The sequence below is a fragment of the Kocuria oceani genome (assembly GCF_029524215.1).
GTDB lineage: Bacteria > Actinomycetota > Actinomycetes > Actinomycetales > Micrococcaceae > Kocuria > Kocuria oceani.
Map to the genome: position 1 here is coordinate 13,019 of NZ_JARAMH010000007.1, position 19,879 is coordinate 32,897.

At 72.5% G+C, this 19,879-nt stretch carries 18 protein-coding genes and 2 tRNA genes; 15 read left to right on the plus strand and 5 right to left on the minus strand.

Annotated features, from left to right (window positions below):
* Nucleotides 1–238: 238 nt before the first annotated feature.
* The 4 genes from PU704_RS09255 to ettA all read left to right on the plus strand — a co-directional run bounded on the left by PU704_RS09255 (nucleotide 239) and on the right by ettA (nucleotide 3,614).
* Nucleotides 239–469: a hypothetical protein gene (locus PU704_RS09255; protein WP_047804588.1), complete on the plus strand. Its 231-nt coding sequence runs from the start codon at nucleotides 239–241 to the stop codon at nucleotides 467–469.
* A gap of 325 nt (nucleotides 470–794) precedes the next feature.
* Entirely contained in the window at nucleotides 795–929 is a 135-nt protein-coding gene (locus tag PU704_RS09260; RefSeq protein WP_277551109.1) for a hypothetical protein, read from the plus strand.
* Nucleotides 930–1,249: 320 nt separating this feature from the next.
* Nucleotides 1,250–1,822, plus strand: a complete 573-nt coding sequence (locus PU704_RS09265) for a single-stranded DNA-binding protein (RefSeq protein ID WP_277551110.1) — start codon at nucleotides 1,250–1,252, stop codon at nucleotides 1,820–1,822.
* Between the two features lie 109 nt (nucleotides 1,823–1,931).
* Nucleotides 1,932–3,614, plus strand: a complete 1,683-nt coding sequence (gene ettA / locus PU704_RS09270; protein ID WP_277551111.1) for an energy-dependent translational throttle protein EttA — start codon at nucleotides 1,932–1,934, stop codon at nucleotides 3,612–3,614.
* Between the two features lie 120 nt (nucleotides 3,615–3,734).
* Here ettA and PU704_RS09275 read toward each other — a convergent pair whose 3' ends face one another.
* On the minus strand, nucleotides 3,735–4,625 hold the full coding sequence (locus PU704_RS09275; protein WP_277551112.1) for an acyl-CoA thioesterase: 891 nt from the start codon (nucleotides 4,623–4,625) through the stop codon (nucleotides 3,735–3,737).
* A gap of 107 nt (nucleotides 4,626–4,732) precedes the next feature.
* Here PU704_RS09275 and PU704_RS09280 point away from each other — a divergent pair, with 107 nt between their 5' ends.
* Together PU704_RS09280 and PU704_RS09285 are read left to right on the plus strand one after the other, a co-directional pair.
* Nucleotides 4,733–5,227 (plus strand): acyl-CoA thioesterase, encoded by a 495-nt coding sequence (locus PU704_RS09280; protein ID WP_047804608.1) that lies wholly within the window; start codon nucleotides 4,733–4,735, stop codon nucleotides 5,225–5,227.
* The gene (locus PU704_RS09285) at nucleotides 5,224–5,892 is read left to right on the plus strand and encodes a DUF8185 domain-containing protein (protein WP_277551113.1); all 669 of its coding nucleotides are present in this window, start codon (nucleotides 5,224–5,226) and stop codon (nucleotides 5,890–5,892) included. The genes PU704_RS09280 and PU704_RS09285 overlap by 4 nt, the downstream gene beginning before the upstream one ends.
* Before the next feature lie 22 nt (nucleotides 5,893–5,914).
* On the opposite strand, the gene PU704_RS09290 is transcribed toward PU704_RS09285, so the two are convergent.
* Both PU704_RS09290 and pepN read right to left on the minus strand, forming a co-directional pair.
* Nucleotides 5,915–6,334 (minus strand): globin, encoded by a 420-nt coding sequence (locus tag PU704_RS09290; RefSeq protein WP_047804609.1) that lies wholly within the window; start codon nucleotides 6,332–6,334, stop codon nucleotides 5,915–5,917.
* A 143-nt stretch (nucleotides 6,335–6,477) separates the two neighbouring features.
* On the minus strand, nucleotides 6,478–9,045 hold the full coding sequence (gene pepN, locus PU704_RS09295; protein ID WP_277551114.1) for an aminopeptidase N: 2,568 nt from the start codon (nucleotides 9,043–9,045) through the stop codon (nucleotides 6,478–6,480).
* Between the two features lie 215 nt (nucleotides 9,046–9,260).
* Between pepN and PU704_RS09300 the strand changes: the two genes are divergently transcribed.
* From PU704_RS09300 to PU704_RS09310, 3 genes are all read left to right on the plus strand, one after another.
* Nucleotides 9,261–9,782, plus strand: a complete 522-nt coding sequence (locus PU704_RS09300) for a ribose-5-phosphate isomerase (protein ID WP_277551115.1) — start codon at nucleotides 9,261–9,263, stop codon at nucleotides 9,780–9,782.
* Nucleotides 9,783–10,673 carry an Fpg/Nei family DNA glycosylase gene (locus PU704_RS09305; RefSeq protein WP_277551116.1) on the plus strand — a complete coding sequence of 297 codons (891 nt, stop codon included), beginning with the start codon at nucleotides 9,783–9,785 and terminating at the stop codon, nucleotides 10,671–10,673. It abuts the gene before it with no gap.
* Nucleotides 10,674–10,778: 105 nt separating this feature from the next.
* Nucleotides 10,779–11,420, plus strand: a complete 642-nt coding sequence (locus tag PU704_RS09310) for a class I SAM-dependent methyltransferase (RefSeq protein ID WP_277551117.1) — start codon at nucleotides 10,779–10,781, stop codon at nucleotides 11,418–11,420.
* Nucleotides 11,421–11,532: 112 nt separating this feature from the next.
* On the opposite strand, the gene PU704_RS09315 is transcribed toward PU704_RS09310, so the two are convergent.
* Nucleotides 11,533–11,603 (minus strand) — tRNA-Gly (locus PU704_RS09315).
* Nucleotides 11,604–11,818: 215 nt separating this feature from the next.
* Here PU704_RS09315 and PU704_RS09320 point away from each other — a divergent pair.
* The 6 genes from PU704_RS09320 to PU704_RS09345 all read left to right on the plus strand — a co-directional run bounded on the left by PU704_RS09320 (nucleotide 11,819) and on the right by PU704_RS09345 (nucleotide 17,132).
* Nucleotides 11,819–11,891: transfer RNA gene (locus PU704_RS09320), tRNA-Pro, on the plus strand.
* A gap of 108 nt (nucleotides 11,892–11,999) precedes the next feature.
* Nucleotides 12,000–13,436, plus strand: a complete 1,437-nt coding sequence (tig, locus tag PU704_RS09325; protein WP_277551118.1) for a trigger factor — start codon at nucleotides 12,000–12,002, stop codon at nucleotides 13,434–13,436.
* A 189-nt stretch (nucleotides 13,437–13,625) separates the two neighbouring features.
* Nucleotides 13,626–14,291: an ATP-dependent Clp protease proteolytic subunit gene (locus PU704_RS09330; protein WP_047804601.1), complete on the plus strand. Its 666-nt coding sequence runs from the start codon at nucleotides 13,626–13,628 to the stop codon at nucleotides 14,289–14,291.
* Nucleotides 14,292–14,352: 61 nt separating this feature from the next.
* A complete protein-coding gene (locus PU704_RS09335) occupies nucleotides 14,353–15,030 on the plus strand; it encodes an ATP-dependent Clp protease proteolytic subunit (protein WP_047804602.1) in 678 nt (225 codons plus the stop codon).
* Between the two features lie 142 nt (nucleotides 15,031–15,172).
* Complete coding sequence (clpX, locus tag PU704_RS09340; RefSeq protein WP_277551119.1) at nucleotides 15,173–16,468, plus strand: ATP-dependent Clp protease ATP-binding subunit ClpX; 1,296 nt, start codon at nucleotides 15,173–15,175, stop codon at nucleotides 16,466–16,468.
* Between the two features lie 67 nt (nucleotides 16,469–16,535).
* Nucleotides 16,536–17,132 carry a mycothiol-dependent nitroreductase Rv2466c family protein gene (locus PU704_RS09345; RefSeq protein ID WP_277551120.1) on the plus strand — a complete coding sequence of 199 codons (597 nt, stop codon included), beginning with the start codon at nucleotides 16,536–16,538 and terminating at the stop codon, nucleotides 17,130–17,132.
* Nucleotides 17,133–17,228: 96 nt separating this feature from the next.
* Here the strand turns inward: PU704_RS09345 and valS are convergent, their stop codons facing one another.
* Nucleotides 17,229–19,865, minus strand: coding sequence for a valine--tRNA ligase (gene valS / locus PU704_RS09350; protein ID WP_277551121.1), 2,637 nt, complete (start codon nucleotides 19,863–19,865; stop codon nucleotides 17,229–17,231).
* Between the last annotated feature and the right edge of the window lie 14 nt (nucleotides 19,866–19,879).

The window sequence follows — 19,879 nt, forward strand, 5'->3', positions numbered from 1 at the left end:
GGGCACCGTCCGCCGCGTGCGGCGCGGAAGTGGGGACAGCCCGACTCGGTGCATTCGCATAAGTTAAAAGGTATTCCGCGAGAAGCGGCCCACCCGATCTCGTCCCACCCTCGGCAGGGCGGCGAGCCGGGCGCACGATCCTCGCTCACCCCGGCGGCAGCTCGCCGGAGTGGCCGCTCCGGAGGGGAGACCCGGGGCGGTCAGGGCCACGCCTGCGGACCCGACCAGGGGAGGAACCATGAGCGTCACCATCATCCGGCAGTGGGTGGGCGGAGGGGCCCGCCACCACCACTACGAGACCGTCGAGGAGGCCGCGGAGGACACCAAGGACTTCATCGCGCGGCACGTCGACGAGGACATCGCCCCCGACCGCCTGGAGGCCATCATCCGCAGCGTCATCGACAGCCACTGCGTCCAGCTCGACACCCGCACGGGGGGCATCATCACCGGGCAGGGCCTCATCGTCTAGGGCACGCCGGGACCGGGCCCGGGTCCGTGCAGAGCGGACCCGGTCCCGGCGTCCGCACTGCACCTGCGAGCAGTGACCCGGAGCGGGCACGGGTCCCGGCCCGCACCTGCCGTTCCGTCCGGCGCTCCCGGGCAGGGTCCACGGCCGTGCGGGCCCTTGGCCGGACGGCGGCCGCCGCCGGGGGAGGCCCGGACCGTGACGGCCCGTCCCCGGCGCATCCACAGGGGCTCCCGCACCGGTAGTAGGGGTGAGGGCACCCGCGCAGTATGACGTCCGGCGGGCCACCGCCCGACCGGCCGCTGCGACGTTCATCGAGGTGAGCACGATGGCCCAGATCCGGCTCTGCCCGTGCGGGGCGCCACCCGTCCACGGGCCGTGGTGCTGGGCGTGCGCCCAGGAGCAGGAGAGGCAGCACCGCCCGCTCGGCGTGATCACCTGGGACACCTCCGACCTGGACTGAGGCAGCGCCGCCCGCCTGCTCGCCACCGTCCACCGGCCGGGTCCGCACGGGACCGGTCCCGGGCGGCCTCAGGTCGGCACGCATGGCAGCGGTTCCCGAACGCGAACGGCCGCGGACCGGTCCGCATGGCAGCGGCTCCGAAACCCGGGCGGCCGCGGGTCGGTCCGCACTGCACCGGTCCCCGGACCCGGGGGCCGCGGTCCCGCTCCTCCACAACCGGGCCTCCGGGGCCGCGTCCCGGGCCGGGAGCGCAGGACCCTGGGTGCACCCCGACACCGGGGCCAGCCCGGCCGAACGGCCGCCGTCCAGAGGAGTTCCCGATGACCGAGCAGATCACCGTCCGCGGCTACGTGGCCACCGACCCCGAGTCCCGCAACCTGCCCGACGGCACCGTGGTGGTGACCTTCCGCCTCGCCTCCACGCCGCGCTGGTTCGACCAGCAGAGCTCGGCCTGGCGCGACGGTCACACCAACTGGTTCTCGGTGCAGGCGTTCCGCGCGCTGGGGCTCAACGCGCTTGCGAGCATCAAGAAGGGTCAGCCGGTGGTGGTGGTCGGCAAGCTGAAGGTCCGGTTCTGGGAGGGAGAGCACGGGCGCAACACCGCCGTGGACGTGGATGCCGTCTCCGTCGGGCACGACCTGGCGCTGGGCACGGCCTGCTTCCAGCGCACCGTCACCTCCTCCCCGGCCGCGGAGCAGAACGGGACCACCGGCCCGGACGGGGAGAGCACGGCGCAGCCGGCCCCGGGGGAGGCGGCGGGGGCCTCCGGGGAGAGCCGGGACCCGGCCGAGATCGACCCGCCGGCCCCCGAGGGCGTCGACCCGGAGACCGGCGAGATCCGTCCCGGAAGCGAACCGGGCCGCCGCCCGCGCCGGCAGCCCGCGACGGCCTGAGCCGCCCGGCCGGCCACCGCCCGCAGCCCGGCCGAGCAGGCGCGGGGCCCAGCCGTTCCCGCTCCGTCCCCGCCGATGGGCGGGGGCGGAGCGGGGTAGCCTTGAGGGCATGGCGGAATTCATCTACACAATGTCCAAGGCCCGCAAGACCGTGGGCGACAAAGTCATCCTCGACGACGTCACCATGTCCTTCTACCCCGGCGCGAAGATCGGCGTCGTGGGACCCAACGGCGCTGGCAAGTCCACCATCCTCAAGATCATGGCCGGCCTCGACCAGCCCTCCAACGGCGAGGCCCGGCTCAGCCCCGGCTACACCGTGGGCATCCTGCTGCAGGAGCCGCCGCTCAACGAGGAGAAGACCGTCCTCGGCAACGTGGAGGAGGGTGTCGGCGAGATCAAGGCCAAGCTCGACCGCTTCAACGAGATCTCCGAGCTGATGGCCCAGCCCGACGCCGACTTCGACGCCCTGATGGAGGAGATGGGCCGGCTGCAGGAGGACATCGACACCGCCAACGCCTGGGACCTCGACTCCCAGCTGGAGCAGGCGATGGACGCGCTGCGCTGCCCGCCGCCGGACGCCGACGTCAAGGTCCTCTCCGGTGGTGAGCGCCGCCGCGTGGCCCTGTGCAAGCTGTTGCTGCAGAAGCCGGACCTGCTGCTGCTCGACGAGCCCACCAACCACCTCGACGCCGAGTCCGTGCTGTGGCTGGAGCAGCACCTGAAGGACTACCACGGCGCCGTCATGGCCGTGACCCACGACCGGTACTTCCTGGACCACGTGGCCGAGTGGATCTGCGAGGTCGACCGCGGACGCCTCTACGGCTACGAGGGCAACTACTCGGCCTACCTCGAGACCAAGCGCGCCCGCATGGAGGTGCAGGGCAAGAAGGACGCCAAGCAGGCCAAGCGCCTGGCCGACGAGCTCGAGTGGGTCCGCTCCAACGCCAAGGGGCGGCAGGCCAAGTCCAAGGCCCGCCTGGCCCGCTACGAGGAGATGGCCGCCGAGGCCGAGAAGACCCGCAAGCTCGACTTCGAGGAGATCCAGATCCCGCCGGGACCGCGGCTGGGCAACCTCGTGATCGAGGCGAAGGACCTGCAGAAGGGCTTCGGGGACCGCTCCCTGATCAAGGACCTGTCCTTCTCCCTGCCGCGCAACGGCATCGTGGGCGTCATCGGCCCCAACGGCGTCGGCAAGTCGACCCTGTTCAAGACCATCGTGGGCCTCGAGGACCTGGACGGGGGCGAGCTGAAGATCGGCGACTCGGTGAAGATCTCCTACGTCGACCAGAACCGCGCGAACCTCGACGCCAGCAAGTCGCTGTGGGAGGTCGTCTCGGACGGCCTGGACTACATCAACGTCGGCAACGTGGAGATGCCCTCGCGCGCCTACGTCTCGGCGTTCGGGTTCAAGGGCCCGGACCAGCAGAAGAAGGCCGGAGTGCTCTCCGGCGGCGAGCGGAACCGGCTCAACCTGGCCCTGACCCTCAAGCAGGGCGGCAACCTGCTGCTGCTCGACGAGCCGACCAACGACCTCGACGTCGAGACCCTCGGCTCGCTGGAGAACGCGCTGCTGGAGTTCCCGGGCTGCGCCGTGGTTGTCTCCCACGACCGGTGGTTCCTGGACCGGGTCGCCACGCACATCCTCGCGTGGGAGGGCACCGAGGAGGAGCCGGACAACTGGTACTGGTTCGAGGGCAACTTCGAGGCGTACGAGGCCAACAAGGTGGAGCGCCTGGGCGCCGACGCCGCGCGGCCGCACCGGGTCACCCACCGCCGCCTGACCCGCGACTGACCGGCACTCGACGCGGACCGGGGGCGGCCCCGGCCGACGCACGGCAGGGGCCCGTCCGGCCGGGAAGAAACTGTTCTTCCCGGCCGGACGGGCCCCTGCGTCGCACCGGGGGCGGAGAAGCTAGGCGAACTCCGGGAAGCGCATCATGCCCTCCTGGGCGGTGGTGGCCACCAGCCGGCCGTCCCGGGTGAACATCCGTCCCACGCCCAGCCCGCGCGCCGAGGAGGCGTTGGGCGAGGACTGCACGTAGAGCAGCCACTCGTCGGCGCGGGCCTCGCGGTGCCACCACATGGCGTGGTCGAGGGAGGCGAGGTTCATGCCCGGCTCGATCCAGGTCTTCCCGTGCAGCCGCAGGATCGGCTCGAGCAGGGTGTAGTCGCTGGCGTACGCCAGGGCCGCGCGGTGCACGTCCGGATCGTCGGGCAGCGGCTTGAGCGTCTTGATCCACACCGCGTTGAACGGCTCGCCGCGGGAGTCGGGCTGGAAGTAGATGGGCTCGGTGATGTAGCGCATGTCGAAGGGCCGTTCGTGGGCGATCGCCTGCGCCTCCGGGGCGTCGATGTGGCCCAGCAGCTCGACGGCGCTGGGCAGCGACTCGGGGTCGGGGAGGCCGCGCGGCGACTCGTCCTGGTGGTCCAGGCCGCGGGCGGGGACCTGGAAGGAGGCGATGGCCGAGAGGATGGCGCGCCCGTCCTGGTAGGCGTGCACCCGGCGGGCGGAGAACGAGCGGCCGTCGCGGATCCGCTCCACGCCGAAGGTGATGGGCTGCGACACGTCCCCGGCGCGCAGGAAGTACGCGTGCAGGGAGTGGATGATCCGCTCCGGCTCCACCGTGCGCATCGCGGCGGTGGCGGCCTGGGCCAGGACCTGCCCGCCGTAGACCCGGCCGCGGGCGGGGGAGATGGAGTGGCCCACGTAGATGTCCTCGAGGGTGCGGGCGCCGCCGCCGTCGGCGAGGTCCAGCATGTCGAGCAGCGCCTGCGTGGGGTCCGGGATGGGGCTGTAGGTCATGGGCTTCACTCTAGCCAAGGCCCCGGTCCTTCCCGCCGCCCGCCCGGGCCGCGGCGCGCTGTCGTGGCGCTCTCGCGGTGGTGGCCGGGTGTGATGGGATGGGGAGCATGTCTTCCCTGCTGATCCCCATCCAGATGCGCTTCGGCGACATCGACAGCTACGGCCACGTCAACAACGTCACCATGCTGCAGTACCTGGAGGACGCCCGGGTCCGGCTCATGTCCCGCGCGCTTCCCGAGGACGCCGCGGCGGGGATCCCGGAGGGGGCGTCGTTCCGCTCCCTGCTGGGGGAGCGGCAGACCGTGATCGGGCGCCAGGAGATCGAGTACACGGAGCAGCTGCTGTACCGGCCCGAACCGGTGTTCGTGCGGGTGTGGGTCTCCTCCGTGGGCGGGTCCAGCTTCGTGCTGGACTACGCGGTGCAGGAGGAGGACGGCTCGCGGGTTTACGCCGTGGCGCAGACCGCCGTCGTGCAGATCGACCGGCGCACCGGGCGGCCCGTCCGCCTGGACGGTACGCAGCGGGAGCTGCTCGAGCAGTGGGTGGACGCCCCCACCCGGTTCGCCCGCCGGCCCGCTCCCGCCGAGGCCCGAGCCCGATGAGCCGTTCTCTGCCGCTGACCGACCCGCGCGACGTCGCGGACCTGCGGACCTTCCTGACCCGCGCCCGCGGGGTGGACCCGCAGGGCGCGGTGCGCTTCCAGGCGCGCGGGCGCGCCGTGGGCGCGTACGTGTGCGTGCTGGAGCCCCACGGCCTGCTGGACCGCACGCCCACGGTGCTGGGGCTGCGCACCGCCGCGCTGGCCCGCGAGCACGACCTGGACGTCACGGTCCCGCTGGGCGGGGTGCTCGACCGGATGCCCCGGCAGGGCCAGGAGCAGGCCGAGGTGGGGCTGCCGCCGATGGACGCGGCCGTCTCCTGGGCCGGCATCGCCCCGCCGCTGAGCGGGTGGACGCCGGTGGGCGCGGTGGCCGGCGACGCCGTGCGCGAGACGGCCCGGGCGGGGATCGCCGAGGTCGCCCGCACGGTGCCCACGGACGCCGGAGCCGCCGTGGTGGACACCGTGCGCTCGCAGGTCTGGAGCCGCTCGTCGGGATGGGCCGAGGTCCTCGCCGGGCGTCTGGGCGGCGCCCCGGTGCCGGACGGCGCGGCGTTCGCGGCGTACTCGCTGGGCTTCCTCCGCCCCGGCGCGGAGGTCGCCGTGGCCGAGAACGGCCGCTGGGTGCGCCTGAGCACCCCCGGCGGCCACGTGCTCACCAAGCGCTGAGCCCGCCGCCGCGGACCCGGGCTCAGCCGGGACGGTTGATCATGGCGTGGGCGGCGCGGTCGAAGTAGTCCCAGATGATCCCGTCGTGCAGCGGCGAGAGCTCCAGGGTGTCCAGGGCCGCGCGCATGTGCTTCAACCAGGTCTCCCGGGCCCACACGTCCACGGGGAACGGCATGTGCCGCATCCGCAGCCGCGGATGCCCGCGCTGCTCGGAGTAGGTGGTGGGCCCGCCCCAGTACTGCTCGAGGAACATCCGCAGCCGCTCCTCGGCGGGGCCGAGGTCGTCCTCCGGGTACAGCGCCCGGAACCGCTCGTCCTCGGCCACCCGGGCGTAGAACTCGTGCACGAGCTTCACGAACGTCTCGTGCCCGCCGACCTGCTCGTAGAACGACGCCGACGTGCCCGCCTCGGCCTCCTGCCGCTCGTCGCCGACCTGCGGCACGGGCCGGCGCAGCTGGGACAGCGGCGCCCCCACCGAGAAGGACCGAGACCCGGGCGGGGCCGCGGCCGCGGGGTCCGTGCGCGGGGCGCCCCCGGGCTCACCGGAGGACTCAGGAACGGGCCCGGGCGGCCTCTGCTCGCCGCTCATGCCCGCGCCACCTCGTACCGGGCGTCCACGGCCTGGCCGCGCACCGCGCGGGCGGTGGCGTCGCGCTGCTCGAACACGAGCCGGCGCAGCCCGTGCAGTTCCTCGGGCAGCCCGGCCAGGAACGCGTCCGTGGCGTCGACGGTCCGCGGGGCGGGGATGTTCGGGTACATCCCCACGGCGATCTGCTGGGCGAGCTCGTGGGTGCGGGTGCGCCACAGCTCGGGCATCGCCGCGAAGTACCGCTCGGCCCAGGGCTCGAGCAGGGACGGGTCGGCGGCCGTGCGGAACCCGTCGATCGCCGCCTCCTGGATGGAGTTGGGCAGCGAGCCCGTCACCATGATCTGCTCCCAGGCCCGCGCCTTGGCCTCGGCCGTGGGGACCGCGGCGCGGGCGCGGGCCGCGGCGATGGCGCCGTTCTCGGTGTTGTCCTCGGCGAGCATCGCGTCCACCGCCTCGTCCCCGAGGCGTCCTCCGGCGCACAGGGCGGTGAGCACGGCCCAGCGCAGGTCGGTGTCCATCGCCAGGCCCGCCAGGGACCGGCTCCCGTCGAGCAGCTGCTCGAGCACGTCGAGCTGCTCGGCCGTTCGGGCGTGCCGGGCGAAGGCCCTGAGGAACTGCAGCTGCTGGTCGGACCCGGCCCCGGCCTCCTCGGTGAGCCGCCACAGCCGGTCGGCGGCGTCCTGCTGCACGGCCTCGCGCACCGGTTCGGCCACGTAGCCCTCCAGCACCGTTTCCAGCCGGCGCAGCTGGACCTGGATGCCGGTGGAGTCCGTCTCGTGGGCGATGTTGCCCAGCACGAGCTCCACGTAGCGGCGGGCGGGGGTCTCGCCGTCGTGCACGCCGTCCCACACGGAGGCCTGGACGAGGGCCCGGGGCAGGGTCTGCTCGAAGTTCTTCAGGTGCGTGAGCGCGGTGTCCAGGGAGCACTCGTCGAGGCGGATCTTCGCGTAGGCGAGGTCGTCGTCGTTGAGCAGCACCAGGTCCGGCAGCTCCCGGCCGACCAGCTCGGCCACCTCGGTGACGGGCCCGTCGACGTCGAGCTCCACCCGGTGGGTGCGCACGAGCTTGCCCTGCTCGCCGTCGTGGTCGTAGAACCCGATGGCCAGCCGGTGCGGGCGGAGGGTCGGGTGCTCCTCGGGAGCGGTCTGCTCGATCCGGAAGGAGCGGATCACCCCGTCCTGGTCGGTCTCGAGCACCGGGGTCAGGGTGTTCACCCCGGCGGTCTCGAGCCACTTGGCGGACCACTGCTCCAGGTCCCGGCCGCTGGCCTCCTCGAGCCGGACCATGAGGTCCCGCAGCTCGGTGTTGCCCCACGCGTGCTCCCGGAAGTACCGGTTCAGCCCGGCCATGAACTGCTCCTGGCCGACCCACGCGACGAGCTGCTTGAGCACCGAGGCGCCCTTGGCGTAGGTGATGCCGTCGAAGTTGACCAGCACGTCCTCGAGGTCCCGGATCTCGGCCTTGATGGGGTGCGTGGTGGGCAGCTGGTCCTGCTCGTAGCCCCAGGACTTCTCCCCGGCCGCGAAGGTCGTCCACGCGTCCGTGTAGCGGGTGTGCTCCGCCGCGGCGAGGGTGGACATGAACTCCGCGAAGGACTCGTTGAGCCACAGGTCGTTCCACCAGCGCATGGTCACGAAGTCCCCGAACCACATGTGCGCCAGCTCGTGCAGGATCGTGATCGCCCGCCGCTCCACGCGCGCCTGCGTGGGCCGGGAGCGGAACACGTAGAGCTCCACGAAGGTCACCGCCCCGGCGTTCTCCATGGCCCCGGCGTTGAACTGCGGGACGAAGAGCTGGTCGTACTTCTCGAAGGGGTAGGGCATCCCGAACTGCGCCTCGAAGAACTCGAAGCCGCGCTTGGTGATGCCGAACATCTCCTCCGCCTCGACGTGCTCCATGAGCGAGCGCCGGGCGTACAGCCCCAGCGGCACCGTGCGCCCGTCGGCGCTGACCAGCTCGTCGTGCACGGAGGCGTAGGGGCCGGCGATGAGAGCCGTGACGTAGCAGGGCACCACGGGCGTGGGGGAGAAGGACCACGTGGCCGCGCCGGGACCGGCCGGCACGGGCTCCGGGGTGGGCTGGGTGGAGACCACGGTCCAGTGCGCGGGGGCCGTGACGGTGAACGCGAAGCGCGCCTTGAGGTCCGGCTGCTCGAACACGGCGAACATCCGGCGGGTGTCCGCCACCTCGAACTGGGTGTAGAGGTAAACCTCGTCGTCGACCGGGTCCACGAACCGGTGCAGTCCCTCCCCGGTGTTCATGTACCGGCAGTCCGCCTCCACCGTCAGCACGTTCTCGTCCTGCAGGCCCGGCAGCTGGATCCGCGCCCCGTCGGAGACCTCCGCGGGATCCAGCTCCCTCCCGTTGAGCACCACGGAGTGCACCGTGTCGGTGATCGCGTCGATGAACGTCGAGGCGCCCGGGACGGCCCGGAAGCGCACGGTGGTCGTCGAGCGGAAGAGGCGCTCGCCGCGGGTGAGGTCCAGGACCACGTCGTAGGCGTCCACGGCGACGGTCTCGGCCCGCGTGGCCGCCTCCTGGCGGGTCAGGTTGGTTCCGGGCACTTCGGTGCCGTCCTCTCGTCGGGGGCAGGGGGCGCCCACGGCCGGTGGGCCGCAGGGATTCCGTCCATTATGTCAGCCGGGTCACCCTCCCCGCCGGAGGACGTCCCGGGCCCGGCCCCGCGCGCCAGCCACTACGCTGGTGGGCGGCCGGTCCGCGCCCGCGGATCCCGCCACGATCCCGCCCCGTTCCCGCGAACCCCAGGAGCACGCCGCCCATGCGCGTCCACATCGCCACCGACCACGCCGGCCTGGACCTCTCCCGCTACCTGGTCGAGGAGCTCGTCGCCGACGGCTACGACCTCGTCGACCACGGCCCCGCCGAGTACGACGCCCTCGACGACTACCCCGCCTTCTGCATCAGCGCCGCGCGCGCCGTGCGCGAGGACCGGGAGGCGGGCCTGGCCTCCCTGGGCATCGTCCTGGGCGGGTCCGGCAACGGCGAGCAGATCGCCGCCAACAAGGTCCGCGGGATCCGCGCCGCCCTCGCCTGGAACCTGGACACCGCCCGGCTGGCCCGCCAGCACAACGACGCCCAGGTCGTGGCCGTCGGCGGGCGCCAGCACCCCCGGGAGGAGGCGCTGGAGATCGTCAAGGCGTTCCTCGCGGAGCCCTTCTCCGGCGAGGAGCGCCACGCGCGGCGGATCGGCCAGATCGCCGAGTACGAGACCACCGGGACCGTGGCGGGCCGGCTCGAGGAGCTGCGCCCGCGGGAGTTCCCCGCCGCCCGGGAGGCCTGAGTGCCGGAGGGCCACTCGGTCCACCGGCTGGCCCGCCAGTTCGCGGACTGCTTCGTGGGCCAGTCCCTGGCCGTCAGCTCCCCGCAGGGCCGGTTCGCGGAGGGGGCCGCGGCCCTCGACGGCGCCGTCCTGGAGGGCGCCCGCGCCCACGGCAAGCAGCTGTTCCTCGACTTCGCCGGGGACCGGGTGCTGCGCTCCCACCTGGGCCTGTACGGGGCGTGGAGCTTCGGCGGCACCGAGCGGTTCCGCGGGGCCTCCTCCATCGGGGCGCCGCGGCGGATCGGCGAGCGGGAGGCCGGCGACGACGCCGCTGCCCCCACCGGCCGGCTGCGTCCGCCCGCCCCGGTGGGCGCGGTGCGGGTGCGCCTGGTCGGCGACGAGGGCTGGGCCGACCTGCGCGGGCCCACGCTGTGCGTGCTCGAGAGCCGCGCGGAGGCCGAGGCTGCCCGGGCCCGGCTGGGTCCGGACCCGCTGGACCCCGGCGCCGACCCGGAGCCGTTCGTGGCCGCCGTGCTGAGCAGCCGCCGGCCCGTCGGAGTGCTGCTCATGGACCAGGCCGTGCTGGCGGGGGTGGGCAACATCTTCCGGGCGGAGTCGCTGTTCCGGTGCGGGGTGGACCCGCTGCGGCCCGGCCGGTCGCTGGACGAGCGGACCGTGCGGCGGCTGTGGGCGGAGAACGTCGCCCTGATGCGCGTCGGCGCCCGGCTGGGGCGGATCGTCACCACGGACCCCGCCGACCGTCCCGGGGTGGACGAGACCGCGGCCCGGCCCGAGCACGCCCACTACGTCTACCGGCGCGCCGGGCAGCCCTGCCGGCGGTGCGGGACCCCCGTGGCGACCGGGGAGCTGGCCGGCCGCGGCCTCTACTGGTGCCCCGCCTGCCAGGCCTGAGCCGCCCGCCCCTGGGCCGCCCGCCCTGGGCTGCCGGTCTCGGGCCGCCGGTCCTGGGGGCTCCCGGCCGTGGGCCGCGGGCTCGGCCGGGGATATCCTGGTGCCATGTCCGGCTGCTGCGGCCCCGCGAACTACGCGAGCGTCTTCGGGCCCCGGGTGGCCCGCGGGCTCGCCGCCCGGTACCGGCTGCGCGGCCCGGACCGGACCACCCGCCGGCTGCTGGACCTCCTCACCGCCCAGGGCGTGGACGGGGCGTCCGTGCTCGAGATCGGCGGCGGGGTGGGCGAGGTGCAGCTGGAGCTGCTGCGCCGCGGCGCGGCCCGCACGACCAACCTCGAGCTGGTGGACTCCTACGAGACCGAGGCGGCCGCGCTGGCCGCGGCGGCCGGGGTCGATGGGCGCACGGTGCGCCGGCAGCTGGACATCGCGGTGGACCCGGGAGCGGTGGCGGCCCACGACGTCGTCGTGCTGCACCGGGTGGTGTGCTGCTATCCCGACCACGAGCGGCTGCTGGCGGCCGCGGCCGACCACGCGCAGCGGCTGCTGGTGCTCAGCTTCCCGCCCGACACCCCGGGGATCCGGGCGTCCCTCGCCCTGGTCAACGCGTTCTACCGGCTCACCGGCCGCTCGTTCCGCAACTACCTGCACCCGCCCGAGGCGATGCTGGAGGTGTTGCGCGCCCACGGGCTGCGCCCCGTCCACGCCCACCGCGGTCGGCTCTGGCAGGTGGTCGGCCTGGTCCGCTGACCCGGCCGCGCCCGGCCCGGCGAGCGGGCCGGTGCGGGGTGCCGGCGTCGCGCCGACGACGAACGCCCCGGTCCGAGCGGACCGGGGCGTTCGGGCACAGGAACGTGCAGGGAGGGGATGACGGGAATCGAACCCGCGTAATCAGTTTGGAAGACTGAGGCTCTACCATTGAGCTACATCCCCGGCGCCCGCTCGCGGCGGGCCTTTCCATTAACCGGCCCGGCGCGTGCGGTGTCAAATCCCCGGCCGCCCTCCCCGTGCCGGGGCCGGCCCGGGGAGGACCCCGCGGAGCGGCCGCGGCGGGCCGAGGTGCGGGCCCGTCCGCCCAGCCGGTAGACTCGCCGGTGGTCCGTGCCCGTGCACCGGACCGCAGTCGTTGCAGCCGAGGCTGCAGGTACCGGGGCGTAGCGTAGTGGCTAGCGCGCCTGCTTTGGGAGCAGGAGATCGCAGGTTCGAGTCCTGTCGCCCCGACGTTGGAGCGGCTGCCCGGCCCACCGGGCAGCCGCCTCTCCGACTGTCCCGGGCCGGAGCACGGCCCCAGAACACCCACCCGACCTACCACTCAGGAGTGCAGCGGAAGTGAAGAGCGCCGTCGAGAAACTCAACCCGACCCAGGTCAAGATCGTCGTGGACGTCCCGTTCGCGGAACTGAAGCCGTTCATCGACGAGACCTACAAGTCGCTCGGGAACCAGATCCAGGTCCCCGGCTTCCGCCGCGGCAAGGTCCCGGCGCGGCTGATCGAGCAGCGCGTGGGCTTCGACTTCGTCGTCGAGAACGCGCTCAACGAGGGGCTGAACACCTTCTTCCAGCAGGCCCTGACCGAGAACGGGATCACCCCCCTGACCCAGCCGCAGGTCGAGGTCGTCGCCAAGCCGGACGAGACGAACCGTGAGGCCGACACCAAGGTCGAGATCGACGTCGCCGTGCGCCCCGAGATCGAGCTGCCCGACTACAAGGGCCTCGAGGTGGAGGTGGACGCCCGCGAGGCCTCCGCCGAGGACGAGCAGAAGGCCCTCGACGAGCTGCGCGGTCGCTTCGGCACCCTCAAGACCGTGGACCGCCCGGCCGTCGAGGGCGACTTCGTCACCCTCGACCTGCAGGCCCTGGTCGACGGCGAGGAGGTCGACGCCGCCAACGACCTGTCCTACCAGGTGGGCGCCGGCACCATGCTCGACGGCATGGACGAGGCCATCACCGGCCTGTCCGCGGGGGAGGACGCCACCTTCGAGACGAAGCTCGCCGGCGGCGAGCACAGCGGCGAGGACGCGACCGTCAAGGTCAAGGTCACCGCCGTGAAGGAGCGCGAGCTGCCCGAGGCCGACGACGAGTTCGCCCAGCTGGCCTCCGAGTTCGACACCATCGAGGAGCTCAAGGAGGACCTGAAGAAGCAGGCCGCCGAGGGCACCGTCGTCGAGCAGGGCGTCGAGGCCCGCGACAAGGTCCTGGAGAAGCTGCTCTCGCTGGTCGAGATCCCCGTGCCGCAGGCCGTGATCGACGAGCAGATCGCCCAGCACTTCGACAACCCGCAGGCCGAGGCCGACCACGACTCCCCGGAGCACCGGGACGAGGTCCGGAAGAACGCCGAGGACGCCTTCCGCAACGAGATCGTGCTGGACGCGGTCGCCGAGGCCGAGGAGATCGGCGTCGAGCAGTCCGAGCTGATCGACTACATCATCAACATGTCCCAGCAGTACGGCATGGACCCGAACCAGTTCGCGCAGCTGCTGGACTCCTCCGGCCAGGCCGGGCTGATGGTCGGCGAGGTCCGCCGCCGCAAGGCCCTGGCCAAGGTCCTGGAGTACGCCACGGTCACCGACACCGAGGGCAACGCGGTGGACCTCTCCGAGTTCGTCCGCCCGCAGGGCGAGGAGCAGGGCGCCGAGGAGCAGGCCGAGGAGGTCGCCCCCAAGGAGACCACCGCCGCCCCGACCCCCGGCACCGACGAGGAGTCGGCGGACTCGCCCGAGTCCCCGGAGTCGGCCGATTCGGCGGATTCCGCGGACTCGGCCAAGTGAGGTCCTGAACCCCGCGCGAAGGCGCCGCCGTTCCCCGGAACGGCGGCGCCTTCGCCGTCGCCGGGCCCGCCGACGGCGACCATGCGCCATCAGCGAACAACCCCGGCGCGGACCGGTTCCGGCGCGGGCCGGGCACTAGTGTTCTGTTCAGAGATCACCGGACCACACGGACGAAAGAGGCACTGTTTCATGACCTCCGCTCACGAGTCGCCGTTCGGCTCGACCCACGCCACCTCCACCGCCCCGCGCCTGCAGGGCGGCGCCCCCATGGGCGGCCAGGACGACTACGTCTACAACCGGCTGCTCAAGGAGCGCATCATCTGGCTGGGCTCCGAGGTGCGCGACGACAACGCGAACCTCATCTGCTCCCAGATGCTGCTGCTCTCCGCCGAGGACCCGCAGGCCGACATCTTCCTGTACATCAACTCCCCGGGCGGCTCCGTCACCGCGGGCATGGCGATCTACGACACCATGCAGCTCATCCCGAACGACGTCGTGACCGTGGCCACCGGCCTGGCGGCCTCGATGGGACAGTTCCTGCTCTCCTCCGGCACCAAGGGCAAGCGCTACGCGACCCCCAACGCCCGGATCCTGATGCACCAGCCCTCCGGCGGCATGGGCGGCACCGCCTCGGACATCCGGGTGCAGGCCGAGCTCATCCTGTCGATGAAGCAGCGCCTGGCGGAGCTCACCGCCGAGCAGACCGGCCAGAGCCTGGAGACCATCCTCCGCGACAACGACCGGGACAACTGGTTCGACGCCCAGCGGGCCCTGGACTACGGCTTCTTCGACCGCATCGCCAGCTCGGCCGGGACCATGACCGGCGGCGGCGGGACCATGAAGGACCAGGACTAGGACCTCGGCGGTCCCGCCCCCACGACCCGGCAAGCACCCCAGACTCTCGAGGATCTCAACGATGACCTACACCTACGGACCTTCGTCCACGGCCGGTTCCGCGGCCGCCCTGCCCACCAGCCGCTACGTGCTCCCCGACTTCGAGGAGCGCACCCCCTACGGGTACCGCCGGCAGAACCCCTACACCAAGCTGTTCGAAGACCGGATCATCTTCCTGGGCGTGCAGGTCGACGACGCCTCGGCCGACGACGTGATGGCCCAGCTGCTGGTGCTCGAGGCCCAGGACGCCGACCGGGACATCACCATGTACATCAACTCCCCGGGCGGGTCGTTCACCGCGATGACCGCGATCTACGACACCATGCAGTTCATCCGCCCGGAGATCCAGACCGTGTGCCTCGGGCAGGCGGCCTCCGCGGCCGCCGTGCTGCTGGCCGGCGGCACCCCGGGCAAGCGCCTGGCGCTGCCCAACGCCCGCGTGCTCATCCACCAGCCGGCCATGTCCGGTCAGGGCGGCGGGCAGGCCTCCGACATCGAGATCCAGGCCAACGAGATCATGCGCATGCGCGAGTGGCTCGAGGAGACCCTGGCCCTGCACTCCGGCAAGAGCGCCGAGGAGGTCAACCGCGACATCGAGCGCGACAAGATCCTCACCGCGGCCGCCGCCAAGGAGTACGGGATCGTGGACCACGTCCTGGAGTCCCGCAAGATCCACAAGCCCGCCACCGTCACCGTCTGACGCGCGGCACCCGTCCCGCCGGAGCCCCGGTGCGCCGCGACCCTCCCGGTCGTGGCGCACCGGGGCGTCCCGGTGTTGGGGCGGGCCCCGGTCCTCGCCTATCCTGGACGAGGATTTCCGTACCCGACCAGAGGACTCATTCATGGCGCGCATCGGCGAGACCGCGGATCTGCTCAAGTGCTCCTTCTGCGGCAAGAGCCAGAAGCAGGTCCGCAAGCTCATCGCGGGCCCACGCGTCTACATCTGCGACGAGTGCATCGAGCTGTGCAACGAGATCATCGAGGAGGAGCTGAGCGAGGTCAAGGACCTCGAGCAGCAGGAGCTGCCCACGCCCCACGAGATCTACCAGCACCTGCACCAGTACGTCATCGGGCAGGAGACGGCGAAGCGGGCGCTGTCCGTGGCGGTGTACAACCACTACAAGCGGGTCCGGGCCGGGGAGAACGGCAAGCCCCTGTCCCTGGCCACCGCGGCCGGTGACGAGGACGTGGAGATCGCCAAGTCCAACATCCTGCTCGTCGGACCCACCGGCTCCGGCAAGACGTACCTGGCGCAGTCGCTGGCCCGCCGGCTCGACGTCCCCTTCGCCGTCGCCGACGCCACGTCCCTCACCGAGGCGGGCTACGTGGGCGAGGACGTGGAGAACATCCTGCTCAAGCTCATCCAGGCCGCGGACTACGACGTCAAGCGGGCCGAGACGGGCATCATCTACATCGACGAGATCGACAAGATCTCCCGCAAGTCCGAGAACCCCTCCATCACCCGCGACGTCTCCGGGGAGGGGGTGCAGCAGGCGCTGCTGAAGATCCTCGAGGGCACCGTCGCCTCGGTGCCGCCGCAGGGCGGGCGCAAGCACCCCCAGCAGGAGTTCATCCAGATCGACACCACGAACGTGCTGTTCATCGTGGCCGGTGCCTTCGCCGGGCTCGAGGACATCGTGGACTCCCGCGCCGGGCACACCAGCATCGGCTTCGGCGCCGCGCTGCGGGAGAGCGGCCCCCGCCGGGACGTGATGGCCGACGTCATGCCCGAGGACCTGCTGAAGTTCGGCCTGATCCCCGAGCTCATCGGCCGCCTGCCCGTGGTCACCACCCTGCGGGAGCTCACCGTCGCCGACCTCACCCGGATCCTCACCGAGCCGCGCAATGCCCTGGTGAAGCAGTACCGGAAGATGTTCCAGCTCGACGGCGTCGAGCTGACCTTCGACCCGGACGCGCTGGAAGCCGTCGCCGAGCTGGCGATCCAGCGCGGCACCGGTGCCCGCGGGCTGCGCGCCATCCTCGAGGACGTCCTGCAGCCGGTGATGTTCGAGCTGCCCAGCCGCGAGGACATCGCCGCCGTGCTCGTCACCGCCGAGGCCGTGGCCAAGCGGGCCGAGCCGGAGGTCATCACCCACGAGATGATCCGTGAGGAGCAGAACCGGAACAAAACCGCCTGATCCGTGGCTTGTACTCCGTGAGGCGCCCGCCGGTCCCGGCGGGCGCACCCGCGAGGAGAGGAAGCTGATGACGGACAAGGTCGATTTCTGGTTCGATCCCCTGTGCCCCTGGGCCTGGATGACCTCCCGCTGGATGGAGGAGGTGGAGTCCCGCCGCGACGTGGAGGTCACGTGGCGGATCATCTCGCTCGGCATCCTCAACGAGGAGAACCCGGACAACCACCACCACGGCCACGAGGAGTCGATGTGGCTGGTGCGCGTGGTCGAGGCCGCGGCGGACGCCCACGGCGACGAGCAGCGCAAGAAGCTCTACGACGCGATGGGCACCCGCCGCCACCCCGGGGGCATGGAGGACCTGGAGCAGATCATCACCGAGTCGCTCGCGGAGGTCGGGCTGCCCGCCGAGCTCGCGGCGGCCAAGGACTCCGCCGCGTTCGACGGGGCGCTGCGCGCCTCCACGGAGGCCGCCCAGGCGGTCGCCGGGCAGGACATCGGCACCCCCTGCATCGCGGTCAACGGCACCGGGTTCTTCGGCCCCGTCTTCACCCCCGCCCCGACGGGGGAGGAGGCCGCGAGGATCTGGGACGGCTCCCTGGCCCTGGCCTCGTACCCGGGCTTCTACGAGCTCAAGCGCGGGCGGGAGCAGGGCCCCGTCTTCTCCTGAGCCTCCGCCACGCCCCCGGGAGCGGCGCCGCGCCGGACCCGGCACGGCGGAAGCCCCCATGGACGGCCATGGGGGCTTCCTCCGTGCCCGGGGCGTCTACCGCGCCGGCTCCTCGGCGGGGGCCAGCTCCACGTCGCGCACGCTGAGGCCCTCGTCCCCGGCCACGAGCGAGAGTTGCGCGGCGTTACCGGCGGCCCGGAGGTCGTCCAGGCCGGCCTCGAGCCGGGCCACGTCCTCGGCGGGGGCGCCGATGGTCGCCGAGCGCACGGCGGTGCGCTGCTTGACCTTGGCCTCGGACTTCGCCTTGCGCAGTCCGGACAGCGCCTCGCCCAGGGTGGTGAGGATCTCCGGATCGGCCCCGTCCACGGCCGCGGCGAAGGCGTCGGCCGCCGGCCACGCGGCCCGGTGCACGGACCCGGTGCGCCACCAGGACCACACCTCCTCCGTGGCGAAGGGCAGCACCGGGGCGAACAGCCGCAGCAGGGCGTCGAGGGTGGTGGCGAGCGCGGCGTGCACGGAGGCCTGCGCGGCCTCGCCGCGGGCCCCGTAGGCCCGGTCCTTGACGAGCTCGACGTAGTTGTCGGTGAACGTCCAGAAGAACTGCTCGGTGAGCTGCAGCGCCCGGGCGTACTCGTAGTCCGCGAAGGCCTGGGTGGCGCGCTCCACCACGGTGCGCAGCTGCGCGAGCAGCGCCCGGTCCAGGGGCTCGGTCAGCACGTCGGCGGACGCCCCGGCGCCGAGCACGGACGCCTCCGTGACGCCTTGGGCGAGGACGAACTTCGAGGCGTTGAGCAGCTTGATCGCCAGCCGGCGGCCGATCTTCATCTGCCCCTCGTCGTAGGCCGTGTCCGCGCCCAGGCGGGCCGAGGCGGCCCAGTAGCGCACCGCGTCGGCGCCGTAGTTCTCGAGCACCTCGGTGGGGACGACCACGTTGCCCTTGGACTTGGACATCTTCTTGCGGTCCGGGTCGAGGATCCACCCGGAGAGCGCGGTGTTGGTCCAGGGCACCGTGCCGGCCAGCGACTCCGAGCGCACGACCGTGGAGAACAGCCAGGTGCGGATGATGTCGTGGCCCTGCGGGCGCAGGTCCATCGGGAACGTGTTGGCGTGCAGCTGCTCGTCGAACGGCCAGCCGGTGGCGATCTGGGGGGTCAGCGAGGACGTCGCCCAGGTGTCGAGCACGTCCGGGTCGCCGGTGAAGCCGTGCGGCTGGTCCCGCTGGGACTCGTCGAAGCCGGGGGCCGGCTCGGCGGCCGGGTCCACCGGCAGCTGGTCGTGGGCGGGCAGGACGGGGGCGTCGTAGTCCGGGTTGCCGTCGCCGTCGAGGCGGTACCAGACCGGGAACGGCACCCCGAAGAAGCGCTGGCGGGAGATCAGCCAGTCGCCGTTGAGTCCCTCGATCCAGTTCTCGTACCGGGAGCGCATGAACGAGGGGTGCCAGTCCATCTCGCGGCCCCGCGCCAGCAGCGCGTCGCGGCGCTCGGCGTCGCGGCCGCCGTTGCGGATGTACCACTGCCGGGAGGTGACGACCTCCAGGGGCTTGTCGCCCTTCTCGTAGAAGTTCACCGGGTGCACGACCTTCTGCGGCTCGCCCGCCAGGTCCCCGGACTCGCGCAGCATCTCCACGACGGTCTGCTGGGCGGAGAACACCGTCTTGCCGGCCACCCGGGCGTAGTGCTCGGCCGGGGACCCGGCGGCGATCCACTCCGGGGTCTCGCTCGCGAAGCGGCCGTCACGGCCGACCAGCGCGCGGGTCGGCAGCTCCAGCTCGCGCCACCACGTGACGTCGGTGAGGTCGCCGAAGGTGCAGATCATCGCGATGCCGGAGCCCTTGTCCGGCTTGGCCAGGGGGTGCGCCCGGACCTCGACCTCGACGTCGAACAGCGGGGAGCGCACCGTGGTGCCGAACAGCGGCTGGTAGCGCTCGTCGTCGGGGTGGGCCACGAGGGCCACGCACGCGGGCAGCAGCTCGGGGCGGGTCGTCTCGATGTGGACGGTCCCGCCGTCGGGCCGGTGGAAGGCCACCCGGTGGTAGAAGCCCTCCCGCTCCCGGTCCTCCAGCTCGGCCTGGGCCACGGCGGTGCGGAAGGTGACGTCCCACAGGGTGGGGGCCTCGGCGAGATAGGCGTGGCCCGCGGCCAGGTCCTCGAGGAAGGCGCGCTGGGAGACCGCCCGGGAGCGGGCGTCGATCGTGCGGTAGGTGCGGGTCCAGTCCACGGACAGGCCCAGGGTGGAGAAGAGGTGCTCGAAGACCTTCTCGTCCTCGACCGCCAGCTCCTCGCAGAGCTCGATGAAGTTCCGGCGGGAGACCACGTCCCAGTCGCGCTGGTTCTTCGCGGGCTTCTCCGGCGGGCGGTACCCCTCCACGTAGGGCCGGGCGGGGTCGCAGCGCACGCCGTAGTAGTTCTGCACCCGCCGCTCGGTGGGCAGGCCGTTGTCGTCCCAGCCCAGCGGGTAGAAGACGTTCTTGCCGCTCATCCGCTGGTAGCGGGCGATCACGTCGGTCTGCGTGTAGGAGAACATGTGGCCGACGTGGAGGGAGCCGGAGGCGGTCGGCGGGGGAGTGTCGATCGAGTAGACCTGCTCGCGGGTCGTGTCCTCGTCGAACGCGAAGGTGCCCTCCTCGCGCCACTTCCGCGAGTACGTCTGCTCCAGTCCCTCCAGCGCGGGCTTGTCGGGAACGGTCACGGTCGTCGGTGCGGGCGTGTCTGTGCCCTGCGTGTTGTCAGCCATGCCGACCAGTCTCT